This is a genomic window from Vreelandella sp. DA03-1M (assembly GCF_055725665.1).
Genome location: NZ_JBTHGQ010000002.1, coordinates 48,347 through 64,200, shown reverse-complemented (window position 1 = coordinate 64,200; position 15,854 = coordinate 48,347). Strand labels below are relative to the sequence as shown.

Annotated in this window: 16 protein-coding genes and 1 other annotated feature; of the genes, 7 read left to right on the top strand and 9 right to left on the bottom strand. The window is 52.1% G+C overall.

Annotated features, from left to right (window positions below):
- Positions 1–435 precede the first annotated feature (435 nt).
- Entirely contained in the window at positions 436–1,464 is a 1,029-nt protein-coding gene (locus tag ACXUPB_RS22325; protein ID WP_052703847.1) for a DNA-binding protein, read from the bottom strand.
- 296 nt (positions 1,465–1,760) lie between these two features.
- On the bottom strand, positions 1,761–2,663 hold the full coding sequence (locus tag ACXUPB_RS22320) for an ArdC family protein (protein WP_052703848.1): 903 nt from the start codon (positions 2,661–2,663) through the stop codon (positions 1,761–1,763).
- A 134-nt stretch (positions 2,664–2,797) separates the two neighbouring features.
- Here ACXUPB_RS22320 and ACXUPB_RS22315 point away from each other — a divergent pair, with 134 nt between their 5' ends.
- A complete protein-coding gene (locus ACXUPB_RS22315; protein WP_472956790.1) occupies positions 2,798–3,220 on the top strand; it encodes a JAB domain-containing protein in 423 nt (140 codons plus the stop codon).
- A 33-nt stretch (positions 3,221–3,253) separates the two neighbouring features.
- On the opposite strand, the gene tnpC is transcribed toward ACXUPB_RS22315, so the two are convergent.
- Genes tnpC through ACXUPB_RS22300 form a run of 3 tightly spaced genes read right to left on the bottom strand, consistent with a single transcriptional unit; the run spans position 3,254 to position 5,451 of the window.
- Positions 3,254–4,840, bottom strand: a complete 1,587-nt coding sequence (tnpC, locus tag ACXUPB_RS22310; protein WP_193085922.1) for an IS66 family transposase — start codon at positions 4,838–4,840, stop codon at positions 3,254–3,256.
- A gap of 45 nt (positions 4,841–4,885) precedes the next feature.
- Positions 4,886–5,242 (bottom strand): IS66 family insertion sequence element accessory protein TnpB, encoded by a 357-nt coding sequence (gene tnpB / locus ACXUPB_RS22305; protein ID WP_125749665.1) that lies wholly within the window; start codon positions 5,240–5,242, stop codon positions 4,886–4,888.
- Complete coding sequence (locus ACXUPB_RS22300) at positions 5,239–5,451, bottom strand: hypothetical protein (protein ID WP_125749668.1); 213 nt, start codon at positions 5,449–5,451, stop codon at positions 5,239–5,241. The genes tnpB and ACXUPB_RS22300 overlap by 4 nt, the downstream gene beginning before the upstream one ends.
- 50 nt (positions 5,452–5,501) lie before the next feature.
- On the opposite strand from ACXUPB_RS22300, the gene ACXUPB_RS22295 reads away from it, so the two are divergent.
- The gene (locus ACXUPB_RS22295) at positions 5,502–5,678 is read left to right on the top strand and encodes a JAB domain-containing protein (protein ID WP_472956789.1); all 177 of its coding nucleotides are present in this window, start codon (positions 5,502–5,504) and stop codon (positions 5,676–5,678) included.
- Positions 5,679–6,467: 789 nt separating this feature from the next.
- Entirely contained in the window at positions 6,468–7,745 is a 1,278-nt protein-coding gene (ltrA, locus tag ACXUPB_RS22290) for a group II intron reverse transcriptase/maturase (RefSeq protein ID WP_472956788.1), read from the top strand.
- A gap of 1,207 nt (positions 7,746–8,952) precedes the next feature.
- Here ltrA and ACXUPB_RS22285 read toward each other — a convergent pair.
- Both ACXUPB_RS22285 and ACXUPB_RS22280 read right to left on the bottom strand, forming a co-directional pair.
- Positions 8,953–9,984 carry a hypothetical protein gene (locus tag ACXUPB_RS22285; protein ID WP_035561720.1) on the bottom strand — a complete coding sequence of 344 codons (1,032 nt, stop codon included), beginning with the start codon at positions 9,982–9,984 and terminating at the stop codon, positions 8,953–8,955.
- Positions 9,985–10,017: 33 nt separating this feature from the next.
- A complete protein-coding gene (locus ACXUPB_RS22280) occupies positions 10,018–10,374 on the bottom strand; it encodes a histone-like nucleoid-structuring protein, MvaT/MvaU family (protein WP_035561723.1) in 357 nt (118 codons plus the stop codon).
- A gap of 601 nt (positions 10,375–10,975) precedes the next feature.
- Here ACXUPB_RS22280 and ACXUPB_RS22275 point away from each other — a divergent pair.
- From ACXUPB_RS22275 to ACXUPB_RS22260, 4 genes are read left to right on the top strand one after another with little or no spacing between them, the layout of a single operon-like run.
- Positions 10,976–11,299: a hypothetical protein gene (locus ACXUPB_RS22275; protein ID WP_113270569.1), complete on the top strand. Its 324-nt coding sequence runs from the start codon at positions 10,976–10,978 to the stop codon at positions 11,297–11,299.
- Positions 11,292–12,248, top strand: a complete 957-nt coding sequence (locus ACXUPB_RS22270; protein WP_113270570.1) for a tyrosine-type recombinase/integrase — start codon at positions 11,292–11,294, stop codon at positions 12,246–12,248. Before ACXUPB_RS22275 ends, ACXUPB_RS22270 begins: the two co-directional genes overlap by 8 nt.
- A gap of 12 nt (positions 12,249–12,260) precedes the next feature.
- The gene (locus ACXUPB_RS22265) at positions 12,261–12,602 is read left to right on the top strand and encodes a hypothetical protein (RefSeq protein ID WP_113270571.1); all 342 of its coding nucleotides are present in this window, start codon (positions 12,261–12,263) and stop codon (positions 12,600–12,602) included.
- Positions 12,599–13,330, top strand: coding sequence for a hypothetical protein (locus ACXUPB_RS22260; RefSeq protein WP_113270572.1), 732 nt, complete (start codon positions 12,599–12,601; stop codon positions 13,328–13,330). Before ACXUPB_RS22265 ends, ACXUPB_RS22260 begins: the two co-directional genes overlap by 4 nt.
- A gap of 51 nt (positions 13,331–13,381) precedes the next feature.
- Here the strand turns inward: ACXUPB_RS22260 and ACXUPB_RS22255 are convergent, their stop codons facing one another.
- Together ACXUPB_RS22255 and ACXUPB_RS22250 are read right to left on the bottom strand one after the other, a co-directional pair.
- Positions 13,382–14,443, bottom strand: coding sequence for a YaaC family protein (locus ACXUPB_RS22255; RefSeq protein WP_113270573.1), 1,062 nt, complete (start codon positions 14,441–14,443; stop codon positions 13,382–13,384).
- Positions 14,444–14,631: 188 nt separating this feature from the next.
- A protein-coding gene (locus tag ACXUPB_RS22250; RefSeq protein ID WP_159340751.1) for an IS3 family transposase occupies positions 14,632–15,848 on the bottom strand; the annotation gives its coding sequence in 2 pieces (ribosomal slippage) (positions 14,632–15,563 and positions 15,563–15,848; 1,218 coding nt in all).
- Positions 15,457–15,573 (bottom strand) — a sequence feature (AL1L pseudoknot). (Overlaps the previous gene by 117 nt.)
- Positions 15,849–15,854: the final 6 nt, after the last annotated feature.

The window sequence follows — 15,854 nt, the reverse complement described above, 5'->3', positions numbered from 1 at the left end:
CCCCGGAACTCCGCGAATACCGTAGTTTCTCGGTCATTGCCCACATCACGCCAGTCAATAGCATTCACCTCACACCAGCCAAAGAACTGATACAACGCTTTCCGGCATGTTATCCACGACTTCCTGGATTGAACCCTGCCACGCTTGATCAGATGCGCTATACAAATGTCCAGGGCTTCCTCAGTAATCTTTCCCTCCCTAGATATAAGGATTGGAAAGCCGGTGTAATTTGGGTTTGAACTTGCTCGTGCTGGAGAAGAATCCATTCTGCGCTTCTACCAGGGTGTATCACTTTGGCAATCGGTAATCAGCCAAGCTGGCGCACGTACCAGGTGCCTATGATAATATCAGCAGTGGCCACGGTTGGTGCCATTATCAGCATGAGCCCGGTCAGTAACCTGGCTGACCTGTACCTCATCACTCTGCCTTTGGTCCCTAGTCTTTTTTGTTTGATTTTAGCCGTTTCTGATGGTCAGCTAACTGCTTGCGCAGATCCTCTTCGCGGGATAAAGCGATTGCCAGCTGTGTCCGGGTTTCTGAGTGCTCTTCCTGAATATTTGCCAACTCCTCAATCCGCTTAGTCGCTGTCTTCAGCTCGCTACGGGCGTCGCTGGAAGATGTCTTGATCTTGTCGAGATCGGTACGAAGCGTTGCGTTCTCGTCCTGCAGCTCACCGCTGCGCCTCATAACAGAGGCATTCTCCGCACGTAGGCTGGCATGTTCCTGCTGAAGAGAAGAGAGGTCTTCGTTGACGGCCTCGAGCGTTTTCTGGAGCTGCAATTCACGTTTACTAGAGGTTTCCAGTTCCCGTGTAGCGGCTTTAAGCTCGCTTTCAATTGTGGCCAACCGGGCGCTGCTATCGGCTTTCTCGTCTCGCAAGTGGTCGACCAACGTTTGTTGCCGTTGCGCTTCAACACGCATGGTTTCCAATTGCTGATTCTGGCGGGAGAGCTGGTCTTGTAAATCGGTAACTCGTCCCATAGCATCCGCTGCCCGCTGCCTTGCGGTGGCATTCTCCGTCACAAGCGTATGGATCTCCTCCGTCTGCTGCTCAATGCGCTGCCCATCCTGATGGCCGTGTTCACGCAAGGTTGCGATGCTGGCCTCTAGTCGCTCAATCTCGCGTAGCGCCTCATCTCGCTCTTCGTTGGCAGCTTTCTCGCGCTGTTCGGACTCTGCGCGTATCTTCTCGACTTCTTCATCAGCGTGCTGGCTAGCGGAGCGCCATAGTTCAGCTCCAACCCGCTCCAAGACAGTGCGGATCTCATTCGGCATTTCTCGCACAGCGATGGCATTGTCTTTTAGGCTATCGCGCCACTCACGCATGACCGGGGAAATATGCGACAGGGAGCCACCACCCAGGCATTCGCGCACCTGTTCATTGGTGGGCCTGTCGATGCCTTCGGATACCAGCTTCTCGGCAGCATCAATGATGCGTTGCCGTATTTCCGGCTTAATAGTCATGCCGGGCTATCTCCTAGTGTATGTATTGTATGTATGTATTATACATAAGATACATACATACAATATAGTCAACAGCTTCGCTAACCCTAAAAATAATGCTAGCGCAGCCTACTAGATGATCTGCTGTGCAACATTCCCACCTAAGAATGCAACCAGTGCAGGAAATCTATTGGGAAAGATCGTGCCAATGTTGAAAGCCATAGCTGTTGCGGGATCGGTGCAACATCCCCACCGCAGTGACTAAACACAAAAAAAAGCCTCCCGAGGGGGAGGCTGTTGAATGGTAAAGAAAAAAATCAAGCTGCCGCGGTTGCTGCAGTTGAGTCTTCTTCTCCGTCGATCAAACCGCACTGTTGTGCCATTTGCTCGATGAAGTTGACCGCCTTCTGCGCATCAGCCAGAGCACGGTCGATCTCTTTGGCCTGGTCACCTTTGAGCCGTGAAGCCCATCCAGTGAGGTAGGACGCCGAGTTTTCGGGGGTAGCAGGGAGACCAAAGCGCATGGCTGCAAGCCAGGCGCCAGCTTCTGCCACTACTTCCTCTCGAGCGCGATCGCTCTTGTCCCGGTTGAGGCGCGAGGGAGCACCAGTAGCATGGATCAGCTCATGCAGGCCGGTGGCCGCAATTTCACTAACCTCATGGAACTGTTCAGGACGGGGCAGGCGTATGCCATCCGTAGAGGGCCTGTAGTAGGCCTTGTCACCGCCCCAGCTTAAAGGGATGCCCGATGCTTCAATCAGCCGTGCAACGAACTGCACGGGCTCAGGTTGAGCTTCTAAGACAGGTGGCTTTGCAGCCTCTGTCAATGGGTCCGCCAGCTGCTCCTCGTTAAACACATAAAAGATACGGTTCACGGGGATGATTTTCTCCTCCGTTGTGCCGTTCTCCTTCTTCTCGCGCTTTTTGTGGAATTTCCAAAATTCCACGGGAGTGGCCTTTTCGCCCTTGCGGGGGTGAGTGCAGAGATCCTTCGCTTGCTTGAAAGTCACCCAGGCAGGGCTGGTGTAGCCGTTTTTATCTGAAGCAATCCAGAGACTGATGATATTTGACCAGCCAGTGTAAGAACGCCCTGAAGAGGCGTTATAGGGCTGGCTCACATCTTTGTCGCCTGGTTTCCAAGGCTTCTGCCAGGGGGCTGTGCCTTCCATCAAACCTTGTATGAGTGCTTCGCGGATACCATCGATTGCACGTTTGCTCATGATCTATCTCCTCTCTCATTCCTGCAGTAGTGCAGGTCTCAAGAAGGGATAGGGCGCTAGGTGACAGCCGGTGGGGGGTCAGTGCTTCCCCTAACTCTAATCGAGACCCGGCAGCGGGAATGAGAGAGGAGAGAATGATGAAGCACACCAACCAGTTGGATATGTTCGCAGTTAGTGAGGCGGCCAAAGTTTATAGTTTCCCTGGAAAGGGAACCGTAGAGACCGCAGAGCAGCGTAAAGAGAGTGAAGATGCTGTTATCTCAGAGGCACTGAACATCATCGAAGCACGGTTCTATGGTCAGCTTGAGAGTGAGGGTGCAAAGATAACGGCTCCTTGGATAGCGGTTGATTATCTGACGCTCAAGTATGCGGAACTGCCTTACGAAGTGTTCTCAGTGACGTGGCTGAACTCGCAACATCAAGTCATCAAGCATGAGGAGCTTTTTAGAGGCACCGTGGATAAGGCGGCTGTCTATCCTAGGGAAGTGGTTAGAAGTGCGATTGAAACGAATGCTTCCGCCGTATTGTTGTGTCACAACCATCCTAGCGGTAGGTAAGCGAGCCACTAACCACATCTAGGCAGATTTCTCTTAGATCGGTAATGTCTCTTTCCACTGCCAGGGTAGCAGCATGCTGAGTTCATCATCATTGAGGGTGGGCAGTGTCGCGAAGACATACTGCAAGTAATCGTAAGGCGAGAGACCATTGGCTTTGGCGGTTTCGATCAGGCTGTAGATCGCCGCACTGGCTTGAGCGCCGCTCGGAGTATGGCTGAACAGCCAGTTTTTACGGCCGATGACGAACGGACGGATGGCGTTCTCCGCCGGATTGTTGTCCAGCGGGATCAGGCCATCGTCCAGGAACCGGGTCAGGCGGGGCCACTGGTTATCCAGGTAGTGCAGGGCTTTACCCAGCGCACTTTTGGGCAGCACCTGGGCCAGTGACTTGTCGAGCCAGGTGCGCAGTTGATCGATCAATGGGCGGCTCTTCTGTTCACGCAGCGCGTGACGCGCCTCGGGTTCAAGGGCCTTCGCCTGTTTTTCCACGCTGTATAGCTTACGGATCTGGTTCAGCGCCCAGTCCGCTTTGCCGGTCTTCCCCTTGGGCTGCACCTTCTGGGCCTCGACGAACTTACGCCTGGCATGCGCCCAGCAGCCCGCATGGGTGATCCCATTACGGCGCACGACCTCGGCGTAGCCTTCATAGCCATCGGTGATTAAGCGCCCCGCATAGTCGCCTAGCAGATCAACGGGCACCCGTCCGGCGCGGCTGGCCGCGTAGTTGAACAAGACCACCTGCTGGCCCGGCGGCCCACCGCGCTGCACCCACATGTAAGACGTGGCACTCGCTTTACGATCCGCTTCTTGATTCACCTGGAGGGTGGTTTCATCCATATAGATCAGCGGGGCGTTTAAGAGATGTTGGCGCAACGTGTTGATCAGCGGGGTGATCCGTTCTCCCGCTTGCACCATCCAGCGCGCCAGGGTATTGCGGGGGATCTCGGCGCCATGGCGGGCAAAGATCTGGCTCTGTCGATAAAGCGGCAGCGCGTCCTGGTATTTAGCCGTCGCGATATAGGCGAGCAGCGTGGCGCTGGCATTGCTCTTGGGCAACAGCTTGGCCGGCGCTGGGGCGGTGTTAACGCCCTCTTCGCACAGCGGGCAGGCATATTTGCGTCGTACATGACGGATCACCTCGATCCGTGCGGGCACCACATGCAACTCCTCGCTAACCTCTTCACCGATCACCTTCAGCGCGGTGCCGTCATCGTCGCAGTGGCGCGCCTCGTCGGGCAGTTCATGGATAACCTCGATACGCGGCAACTCTGGCGGTAGCGCAACGCGCCCGCCGCGCGTGCGACGCTTAGCAGGCGTAGCGGTGTCGATCGTCGCGTCATCAACAGTGGTGGTGCTCTCCGATGCGTCTTCCTCGTCCACCGCCACTTCCGCTTCATTGATCAGAAGATCCCGCTGGTCGACACGGTACTTCTCAGTAGAGGGGCCGAACTGACGCTCCAGGGCAAGCCGGAACTGTTCAAACAACGACTGCTTGGTAGCCTCCCACTGCGCTTCCTTTTTCTCCATCAACGCCAACAGCCGCGCATTTTCAGCGTCAGCAGCGGCCAGCTTGCGCTCAAGCTGGGTAACCGTCGGTGAGGAGGAAGTGGCGTTTTTCATATTGCATAGTTTACCAAAAACGCCCTTAAAATAGGAGCGCTACGGCTATCCAACCCGCTGAAAATCCAACGCTTTGTGAGGCTGCATAGCCTTCAGGTTATAGCCATCCAGCAGCCAGTTAAGCTCTTGGCCGGTTAACGTCACGGTCTCACCATTAAGGTGCGTTGGCCATTTAAACCGCTCACGTTCTAAACGCTTGTACCACACCACAAAGCCGTTACGTTCCCAGAACAGCAGTTTCACTTTATCGCGCTGGCGATTACCGAACACGAACAGCGCTTGATCAAACGGGTTCAAGGCCATGGCTTCCTGCACCAACAGCGCCAAGCCATCAATTTGCTTGCGCATATCGACGGGTTCTCGGCACAGATACACCTGTAGATCAGTGCCTGGGCGAATCATGCGACGACCTCCACCGCGACAAACCGGGCGGGACGACAACGCGGTGGCACGGGAAACCCTTGCACGATTAACCGTTTTTCCCACGCCATCAGGTCGGCTAACGTCACGGCTTGTGCTTCGGCATAAGTACTTAACGGTATCTCCAATGCGGCGGCATAAGACAGGTGGCCTAACCAAAACGCTTGAGTGGAATTGAGTTCGCGGCTCATGATGATCTCCAAAATCAAAGAAACCATCAGTGTGATCAGCCAACATTAATGTGGGTAGATGGGTTTTATGGCGCGCTTACAGCGGTAGTCCTCAAGAGAGTGATGCTGATCGTCAGATTACGAAGAAGCTACAAGAGGCTTTGGATGTGATCGACGTAAAGGTGATAGACCACATTATTGTGGCTGGCACCGAGCATGTCAGCTTTGCAGAGAGGGGGCTGATATAACTTCAACGGTTATGCCGTTTTCATGGCCTCACCAGCATTCCAGCTGGTGAGGCTTTTTTGTTTGCCCGGCGAAGCCGGCAAACCCGGTCACCTGAAAGAAGGTGTCGTCACCCCGACTGAGGGGAAGATAATCCGACCGGCAAGGGCGTCACTGGCTAACGGTGGGGTCTGAAGGAAGCCATAGGAGGTTAACGGTACACAGCGCAAGTGAACCTGCTTCGGCAGTACAGGTGGGTAAGCGTGCAAAATAGCGCGACGCCCGATACTCAGTCAGGCCTGTGCTGTGTTTGAGGGTGGCATCGTTAACAGGGAGCCGGTGCAGTAACCGGGGAAGCCTGACACCGCATCCGGCGTAGCCGGAGGTTGTGGCTCAAGGTGAAAGCCAAGACCGCAATGGGTGCGAGGTGGCAGATGACGCCGTAGTAGTGAGGAAGTTCCGACCTGTGAAGCCTGGTAACAGCGTGGAGGACAAAACCGGAACGACCGCTGGCGGAGGTTCAGCGGACTGGGCAAGGCCAAAAGCCTTGGTCGGATGCGAAGGGCGGAAGTCATTAATGAGAACGACGGACATTGATCTGAAGGTTGACGCTGTGTTCACAAGCTGCCCGACGGGGCAGGGAAGTGGGTCGAGGTGCTGTGGGAACACAGTGGCTTCGTCCTTCTCTGAACGAGGGAGTAGAACGACACCGTGGCGGCAGATTGCCAACGCGCTAGTACCCGGACGGGTCGTTTGAAATAGACCAACAGCCAGACCGATGATCGGCGACGTCATCACAGAGATGAGCGGGCATGAGGAAATACTACAGTCTTTACGGGCAGTTGCTGTCAAAACAGCGCCTGTACGAAGCCTTCAAACACGTCAAGCGCAACAAAGGTGCGGCCGGAATCGATGGGCAGAGCCTGAGTGCGTTCGAGGTGAATCTGGAGGTGGAGCTGTCGTGTCTGCTCCTCGAACTGAAGGAAAAGCGCTATCGAGCGCAGCCTGTCAGGCGCGTTGCCATCGCCAAGGACGACGGCGGTGAACGTCTGTTGGGTATTCCCACGGTTCGAGACCGGGTTGTGCAACAGGCATTACGCAGTATCATCGAACCGCTCTTCGAGCCGGACTTTCACCCCTCGAGCTACGGGTATCGTCCGGGACGCAGTGGTCACCACGCTATCAGCAAAGCGGCGTTGTTCATCCGCCGCTACCGGCGTGAATGGGTAGTGGATATGGACTTGTCGAAATGCTTCGACACGTTAAACCACGACCTGATCATCCGCCAGTTCCGCCAACGGATCACGGACGGCAGTGTATTGTCGCTGCTGCGCCAGTGCCTGGAAAGCGGCGTGATGGTGGGGTGCCACCTTGAAGAGACGGCACAGGGCAGCCCCCAGGGCGGCGTGATCAGTCCGCTGATCGCCAACGTCTACCTGGACGCCTTCGACCAGTTTATGAAGGCACGGGGTCATCGAATCGTCCGCTACGCGGACGATATCCTGGTCCTGTGCAGCTCACGAGCAGGCGCGGAGAATGCGTTGAGGGTAGCCCAATGTTATCTGGAAGTTGAGCTGAAGCTGACAGTCAATGCCACTAAGACCCACATCGCGCACAGCGACGAGGGGATCAAGTTCCTGGGGGTAGTGATCCACACCAAGTACACCCGCATCCAGGAAAAGAAGGTGGTGACACTTAAGCAGAAGGTGAAAGCGTTGACGAAGCGTAATCGAGGTGTGGGGCTTGCGGTGATCATCCGCGAGTTGAATCCTGTGCTGCGCGGCTTTGCCAACTACTTCCGGGTAGCGAACTGCGCGAGGGTGTTAAAGCAGATGATGAGTTGGGTGAGGCGTCGACTACGCTGCGTCCAGCTCAAGCAGTGGAAGAAGCCGGGTCGGCTGCATCGAAGGCTGAAACAGTTGGGCTACCGTCCTCCGTTCCAGTACATCAAGATGCAAAGCTGGTGTAACGCGGCGTCGCCGCTGGCCCATCTGGCGATCCCCAACGCCTACTTGCACGACGATCTGAGGTTGCTGGACTTAACCAAGATCAAAACGGGCATCACTGTCCCCGAGTTCGGGGTAAGTTAATGGCATGAGCCGTATACGTGGCCCGTATGTACGGTTCTGTGAGAGGGATGAGGCGGTAACGCCTCACCCTACTCGATATGGGCTATCCTTTAATTGTTAAACCTGCTGTGATGTTGATACTGCTCTTCTAACGGCCCACAAAGAAACTCGGTGGCTTGGGGGGTGTTAGGAAAGGCTGGTTAATATAAAAAGGTTAAAGGGTTAAGGCTGGGTTAAAACAGGGTTACGAGCGAGTAAAGAAGCATCAAACCACTGAAAAGTATGCATTATCTTTCAAAAACCGATGCAACGTCCCCACCGCTTGCTATGCAACATTCCCACCGCTTGCTGTGCAACATCCCCACCTGGGGCTCAAAGTTATCCTCCTGATGTCCACAGAAAACGTCTTTTTGTCCACATTTTGGCTCATTTAGGCACCATCTGTGCAACATTCCCACCTGCAAGATTTAAGGCATGATAGGTTGACAGGATCGATTCGATTCGCTCTGCATCTCCTGTGCAATATACCCACCTACTATAGAGGGCTAAATTGCTGGTCAGAAAATAACCTGTGCAGTATCCCCACCGAAACGATGCAACATTCCCACCTATAAAACGCTACTTTTCCACAGGCTTACCCACAGTAAATGTGGATACGTTGATAGCTATCAGAGCACTTTTATACCGTTATCATTTGAAGCTGCTTAATATAGTGCCTTACCTTCTTTGTTGTCAAATTGTTACTGATCGACAATCCCCTGCCAGGGAGGAATGACACTTTTGAGCACGCTGGCCGTGCTTTAAAGACCTGTCGCGGGGGCTGATGGTGCAACGTTCCCACCTACGTTCTGTGAGCTACACTCTTGAATGCCTACTGTGATAGCAGTCTGCTTACAAGGGTGACTGGACGTTGGCTACGGTCATTGGCGCGGTGATTAAGGAGGTCTGGAAGCATCTATCTGTGCAACATTCCCCCTATTGAGCAAGGTGATCGAGAGGGTCTGGAATCGGCTATCTGTGCAACATTCCCCCCAATGATGGCACACGCTTGGACTGCAATGCGCGCCTCAATGGTTCCTGCAGCACAGCCCGTTAATTACGATCCTGGCTGGCTGGGGTTTGAAGGGCGACGAGTTGCCCGTGTGTACATTATCCCCCTAAGCAGTAAAGGCCATCTAAATGCATTCAATGATCCAGACTTCACAAAAGGAAATAAGATAATATTATTTTAAAGTGATGTTTCGCTAATAGTATGTAAGTCTTTCTTTAACCGTATTGAGTTACTTTTGTAATTTGCTCTTTTAACAGTTTTGACAAATTTATCTGTAGGAAAGATTGTGTAGTAAATATCAACAAGTTTTTTCCCTTCCGTTATTCTCTTCGCTTTATAACTAGCTATAACCTCATGCTCAACGAGTACGTCTAGGGCAATTTTCATAGCCCGAACATTACTGCCCATGCGATCAGAAAGCCCGCGAGGGCTACCTGACAGGTAAGGAATAAGACGAGGCGTATAGGGATCGTTGGCTGATGCCTGGCTCCAGTAGTGACTCATTCGCTTATGCATGTACCGGGCAAGAGGGCTCTTAATCGACATCGAAGTGCTATAGTCATATAAACGGAAAGTTTGTTTAAGAATGCTCTCAGTTACTAAAGGGTTAAACTGTACATAGCATTTAGTATCGCCTTCACGCATCTGAATATCTTTTCGCGTGGTTAGGCCGACCATAGGAAAAAAGCTTGAGGAAATAACAGTTTCATTATCATTGGTGACCGTTTCAAGCTGTGCGCCACGGCATACAAGTATCGCCTCCTTTATCTCGCTGAGTTTGAACTCATGTTTGTTCCGGCGTAACTCAGCACGCAACTCGTAGAAAGTAAAAAGAACACCAACTTTACCATCGATCATGACGCTTCCGCCATTAACAGCCAGTTTTCTTAAAGCGTCTTCTATAATCTCTTCACGCTCACCAGGATAAACTAGCTCATGTTTGCCTTTACTATTCTCGATAATAGCTGGCTTAACTTTAACCTTTATAACGCGGTCGCCTATACGGCACTCGCGCTCTCTTACCGCGCTGTTAAGGTCTGTGAATCGACGACGCTTCTCCAGAGAATATTTAGGCAATGCATCGTAAATGTCGATGCTATTACTATAATTTCTGTCCCGGCTATCGCTCAGGCTGAATAGGTCAAGCTGAGGCGGCTTATTAACCGCAACTGCTTGTATGTCCTTGTCTTTATTGCTATCGCTGGCCATATCTAACCTCTGTCAGCCTACAGTAATAACCTGCTATTTCTCTTCGACAAGCCAAGAATCAACGACCTCGGCACCGTACTGATCCTTCCAAGCCCTCAGGGTTTTATGATTGCCACCTCTTGTTTCGACAATCTCCCTTTCATAAGGATTGCGATATTCCTTTATCATTCGCTTCTTACGTATAGCCGGAGACTCGCTGACGCTTTTTTCAGTATTAACCAATTTAATAACGTCCAGGGCCGATTCATTATAATCAGCCATTAACGTTTTTAAGCGGTTAAAAAAAGCACTTTCACGCTTGAAATCTTCTCGATTCTCAAACGATATAAGTTGTTCTCGAAGAGACTTCGATTGCTCCTGCAGCTGTTGGTATTCACGCAATATAGGCATGTGTTTCCAGACAAGGCAATGTGAAAGTGTGCAAAGCACATTTTGTAGCTAACTCGGCTGTATGTCAACGATATGAGACCGTTGGCAGTGGTCTAAAAGCTAGCGCAAAAATATCTCTCCAAGGATGTGTTTTTCCATTAAAAAATACCCTTATTTCGCAAAATCTACGGGTGATGGCCCTGCCAAAAGCCTAGATTTTGCGTACAGGCTTTCAGGAAATGGCTTTTACCTTGAGAAATAGAATATAGAACAATAACTTAGGGTGATATTTTCCGTTTTTGAGTGATCCTGTGTACACAGTTAAAAAGGCCGTAGTGCTGGCGCTTAGGTTCTCTACTTATTAAAATAGTTATTTAAGAAAGTAGAGAAGGGCAGCGAACCCGAGTAGGCTGTATCAGAGTCACATGAATAAGGCTGTGCTGAATGACTTGGAAGGCAATCTACAAAATTGCGGTAGTTACTTCATATGCTCAGATGGTCGTCAATAGCATTGCAGCTGATTTAGGTGGTCTTCACATATTGGTGCCAGGACGCTGCCCAGTCTGAAGCCAGGCACTAACCCTGATCAGGGGGAAAATCACAACCAAAAGGGAGCAATTGGATGTTTGATCACTTGATTATGCCACCCCGCGCAGGATATGCGGTCATCACTACCAACGATTTCATGGTCATTGTCCGTGATACGGGCGATATTGTTAGTGTCCTAGAGGACGCCGATGCAGTTCTTGAGCACTTGAGCTTAACGATCCCGGGCGGGCTGCGTCGCAAGCGAGTCTATGTCGAGTCCGCACCAAGCGCATCAGATTTTTACGAGGTGATGCATGAAAGCGGGGATTTGCTCGATATTGTTATGTGCTCTGCAGACCAGGCTGATTATTTGCAGCAACACATTGCCAGCTTAGAGGGGGGCCCCGGAAATGGCTGATTCACTAGCGATGATTCCTTATAACGTCACTGGGGGCCTTGCTGAAGCATCGAATTCTTTGACAGAGGCCAAGGGAAACCCCGCGCTCTCTTACCTTATGGGGCTTGGCTCCCGCCGTAGCCGGGTCACGATGCGATCTCACCTCCAGCAAGTTGCCTACCTTAGCGGCGGTCATGACATTAAGAGTTGTCCGTGGCATATGATCCGGCGCGAACATGTGCGCTCAATCATCGAGATGATGAGTGAACTGGGCAAGGCTCCATCCACTATTAATACTGCATTGTCTGCTATGAAAGGTGTGGCGCGTGAGGCTTGGGTTGCGGGTCGCATGGATAGTGAGAGCCACCATCAGATCAGCGATCTCAAGTCTGTCAGGGGCTCAAGGTTGCCGAAGGGCGTACACCTTGATGATGTAGCTATCCAAGCCCTTTGTTCCGCATGCGAAACAGACGAGACCCCCAAAGGGGAGAGAGATGCCGTGTTACTCCACTTACTGGTCAACACGGGGCTGCGTCGATCGGAGAGTGTATCCATAGACATCGAGATGATTGACCGCGGCCGGCAGTCGATCAGGATTCTGGGCAAAGGTAACAAGGAACGCCTCGTCTTTCTGCCCAATGAAACGTTCCTGAAAGTCATGGCATGGCAATCCCGGTTGGGGCGGGATGTCGGGCCTCTTTTCCCTAGAGTGCGCCGACATGGTGTGATTACTGATCTTCGTATTACTGACCAAGCTGTGTACTTCATCATAAAAGAAAGGGCCGTTCAGGCGGGCATTAAGGAGTGCGCGCCTCACGATTTTCGCCGCACCTTCGCTACGAATATGCTAGATCGAGGTGTCGACGTTCTCACGGTGCAATACGCTCTAGGCCATACCAACCTAGTCACCACACAACGCTATGACCGAAGTGCGGAAAGGCGCCTGGAGGAGGCGATGAAAAGAATATGAAACAACAGAGCAGTGCTTCACCCCAAGCTATGGGTGTCATCTAACAGTGACATAACGTTCAACACCAGCCACGATGGCCTAGCTGGCAAGATAACCGTGACGCTAACGCCAGGTCAGCTCGAGGTGTTCTGGAGCGATCCGGCTGCAGCTTTTGCCAGTGTCTATGGTATTACCCGGGGAGACTGCCTCGCCTGGCAAGCAGCCGGGTACATGGCGCAGTGTGCCGAGCTGACCACGAAGGGGTGGCAATGCCGGAACCCAGTCCATGGTGGCCATCCTGTAGCAACCCCAGATCGATGGGTAGCCATGCGCGGCAAATACAGCCTAATTCATCAGGAAGGGGTCAGCAAATGACTGGTCAGCGAGAAGTAAACGGTTTATGGAGCATCGGACCTCTCTACTCCCGTCACCCTGCGACCGACCCTCGAGATGTTTTCGTTGGTGGGAAGAACCCCAGCCAAGCGGAAAGTGATTTTGAGAATGGCATCGCTCGCATGGGTGGGTTTTGGCGCCAGCCATCTTATGTGGGGGCCTATCTGACTGCAGCCTCTTTGCTCGTTGAGCAAGGGCAGGCACGTGGTAGCTTCGATGAGATAGGATTACCAGCTTTTTATCTTCAGCGTCACGCTGCGGAGTTGATTCTTAAAAGGCTACTGCAGTGGTGTTTTGAGATTATTGAATGTCGGAACCAGATCAAACCTGGGCAGGCTATTATGATTACAAATCGGCATCGCCGTTCTCTAAATAATGAGCATGACCTGCGGAAAATTCTGAATAGTCTGAAAAAGGCAGCCAAGCTAGCCGATGAGAAAATTCCTCCAGAGTGCTTGGCACAGCTAGTTGAAACCATCAGCTCTGTGGAGGCTTCACCGCACTGGTCCCGCTACCGAGTTGATTCTCGCAGCACACAGAAGAAGCTATGGGAAACCACGGAGATAGTTATTCCAGTTGCAAGCCTTCAGACCCAATTGGATCTTGTCGCCAGTGACGTGCTGGCGCGTAGCCTTGAGCAGGAATGTTATGAAAACGAGCTGTATAGTACCTGGGCTGGATTGACGTCAGCCTTAGAGGGATCACAGTAGCCAGCTCAGTCAATCGGCTTGTCGGCTATTCATATCGTACATTGACAGTTCTCACGGGGTTCGTATGGCTGGTCGCCAAAACTGAAACCCTGTAATTTCCGACGCCATCTGATCAATGAATTGATCTGCTGAATTTGTCATGAATTCCGTAATTAACCAGTTCGATGTGCCGTAGAGATGTCTCTCTAGGCCATTAGGATCGTAACGGGCTAATTCGCTCAGCCGATGCATCGCAGCAAATATAATGGTAAGACCGTGGCGCTCAGATGGTGGGTTGCTGCTCAGATTTCGTTTGATGTACCACAAGTCGCGATTCCCAGAGATAGGAACTATGATCCGACGAGTCTTGCTGTGATATGTGCCTAGCCGCTTTTGGGCCAAGAGTTTTTCAGCCTGTGGGGCTTTACCTCGCCACCAATTGAAGCGCTTTTTTCGGCGAATATATGTTCTACCGTCTTCAGTGAACCATTCAAAAGAGTGAGGGATATTTCTGAGCATCCGACCATCTGCATATCTGGGCGACACTTCAGCCTGGAACCAGCATTCACGAGCCTTGGGGTCTGGATGTTTTACGTAGCAAGCACTTTCTAACGGTATGAAGAGCTCTGGGGCCGACCTGAAGGTATGCAAGAATGCTCTATGCACAAAAGGTACATTCCAGAGTAAGTCTTTGAGGTTGTACTTTTCGGCGGTGTGCGTGACGGTGCTTTCGCCGAGATACGTACACAAAGCTGGCAAGATACCGCCAGACTTAAAAGTTATGGCCTCATTAGCCAAGCTAGCCTTGGCTTTTGCTGGCCTATCTCCGGTTACACCATGATTCTCTGCATGTGTGGCGCCTCGAACCACCAGAAGAGCTTTGGTTGCGTTCAAAAAAGAGTAATAAAGGGACAGTGGCGACGCTTCAACATCCATATACTTAGCGGCTTCATGGAACCTTCGTGCCTGTGACCAGAAGGATAGTGCCTCACTCTTATTCTGTCGCTTAAGCCAAAGCTCTACGAAGCTCCATGGATCTCTTGTGAGTACGCTCTCAGATGCGAAGTCAGGGTGGTTGATAGCTTTGTGCATCCATACCCGACGATTGCCAATTTTAATATTTTCTCCAAGCACTTTCGCTCCTTAAGAGGCTGTACTGCGGGATATTAGGCTAAAATCTGTAGTATGTTTGGTCGTCATCAGCCTTAGCGAGCCTTTTAAGGTAGTTTCGTTCTCATTCATTTATGATTTTAGCTTTCGCGGGCCTGTGAACCTCGTCAGTTTGAACCGCCCCGGTTATTCCGGAGACCGGTTTGTTTGAGTCAAGCAGCTTCACCCGACTCTTCCAGTTGACGATAATACGTCCTTTCTCGTTCTGCTGGTGGAACGTTTCCGATGGGTTCCAGCAGTCGGCGGTTGTTGAACCAGTCAACCCACTCCAGCGTGGCATACTCAACGGCATCCAGTCCCCTCCATGGGCCACGATGATGGATCACCTCCGTTTTGAACAAGCCGATGATGGTTTCAGCCAGCGCATTGTCGTAGGAGTCGCCGGTGGTGCCGACTGAGGCATTGATACCCTCGTCAGCCATACGCTCGGTGTAGCGGATCGAGAGATATTGGCTTCCCCTATCACTATGATGGATCAACCCTTGTCTGTGTTTTCGTGCCCACAGAGCTTGCTCCAGAGCGTCCAGCACCAGTGCCGTTCTCATCGACGTCGCTACACGCCAACCCACGATACAGCGTGCATAAACATCGATAACGAACGCAACGTAAACGAAGCCAGACCAGGTAGCGACATAGGTAAAATCGGCTACCCAAAGCTGATTAGGACGCATAGCCGTAAAGTCACGTTTCACTAAATCAGGTGCCCGTTTCTGGCCGGGATCACTGAGGGTCGTGAAGGGGCGTTGGCCTCGCACCACGCCGCGAATTCCTAGGCGGCGCATGAGCCGTTCTACAGTGCAACGAGCAACATTAACGCCTTCACGGCGGAGTTGCCGCCAGACCTTACGGGCACCGTAGACGCAGAAGTTTTCTTCCCACACGCGCTGAATCTCAGCGGTAAGAAACGCATCCTGTCGATACCGGTCTGCCCGCCGTTCAGGATCAGCTTCAAGTGCCTTGTGGTGGTAATACGTCGATGGGGCGATTGGCAGTTGACTACAAATCGACTCGACCCCGAACTGAGCACGATGCTCGTCGATAAATGACACCATCAATTGGGTTTGCGGTCGAGCTCCGCCTGGGCGAAAAAAGCAGCCGCCTTACGGAGAATTTCATTAGCGCGCTTCAATTCGACGTTTTCACGCTCTAGCTGCTTGAGTCGTTCATTTTCAGGCAGGTTAACCGAGCTGTTTTCCTGCGTGAGTTCTGTGCGTTTGCACCAGGCTCTCAAAGTCTCTGGTGTACAGCCGAACTTGCTGGCAATGGAGCAGATCGCCGCCCACTTGGACGGGTATTCGCCTTGCTGTTCAAGGACTAATCGAACAGCTCGCTCCCGGACTTCTGGGGAATATCGTTTTGGTGAGTTCATAACTCC

Coding starts and splice junctions, on each gene's coding strand:
- ACXUPB_RS22275 (WP_113270569.1), top strand. CDS start 10,976: ATGTTTGATCACTTGATTATGCCACCCCGCGCAGGATATGCGGTCATC.
- ACXUPB_RS22270 (WP_113270570.1), top strand. CDS start 11,292: ATGGCTGATTCACTAGCGATGATTCCTTATAACGTCACTGGGGGCCTT.
- ACXUPB_RS22315 (WP_472956790.1), top strand. CDS start 2,798: ATGATGAAGCACACCAACCAGTTGGATATGTTCGCAGTTAGTGAGGCG.
- ACXUPB_RS22285 (WP_035561720.1), bottom strand. CDS start 9,984: ATGGCCAGCGATAGCAATAAAGACAAGGACATACAAGCAGTTGCGGTT.
- ACXUPB_RS22325 (WP_052703847.1), bottom strand. CDS start 1,464: ATGACTATTAAGCCGGAAATACGGCAACGCATCATTGATGCTGCCGAG.
- ltrA (WP_472956788.1), top strand. CDS start 6,468: ATGAGGAAATACTACAGTCTTTACGGGCAGTTGCTGTCAAAACAGCGC.
- tnpC (WP_193085922.1), bottom strand. CDS start 4,840: ATGAAAAACGCCACTTCCTCCTCACCGACGGTTACCCAGCTTGAGCGC.
- ACXUPB_RS22280 (WP_035561723.1), bottom strand. CDS start 10,374: ATGCCTATATTGCGTGAATACCAACAGCTGCAGGAGCAATCGAAGTCT.
- tnpB (WP_125749665.1), bottom strand. CDS start 5,242: ATGATTCGCCCAGGCACTGATCTACAGGTGTATCTGTGCCGAGAACCC.
- ACXUPB_RS22320 (WP_052703848.1), bottom strand. CDS start 2,663: ATGAGCAAACGTGCAATCGATGGTATCCGCGAAGCACTCATACAAGGT.
- ACXUPB_RS22260 (WP_113270572.1), top strand. CDS start 12,599: ATGACTGGTCAGCGAGAAGTAAACGGTTTATGGAGCATCGGACCTCTC.
- ACXUPB_RS22300 (WP_125749668.1), bottom strand. CDS start 5,451: ATGAGCCGCGAACTCAATTCCACTCAAGCGTTTTGGTTAGGCCACCTG.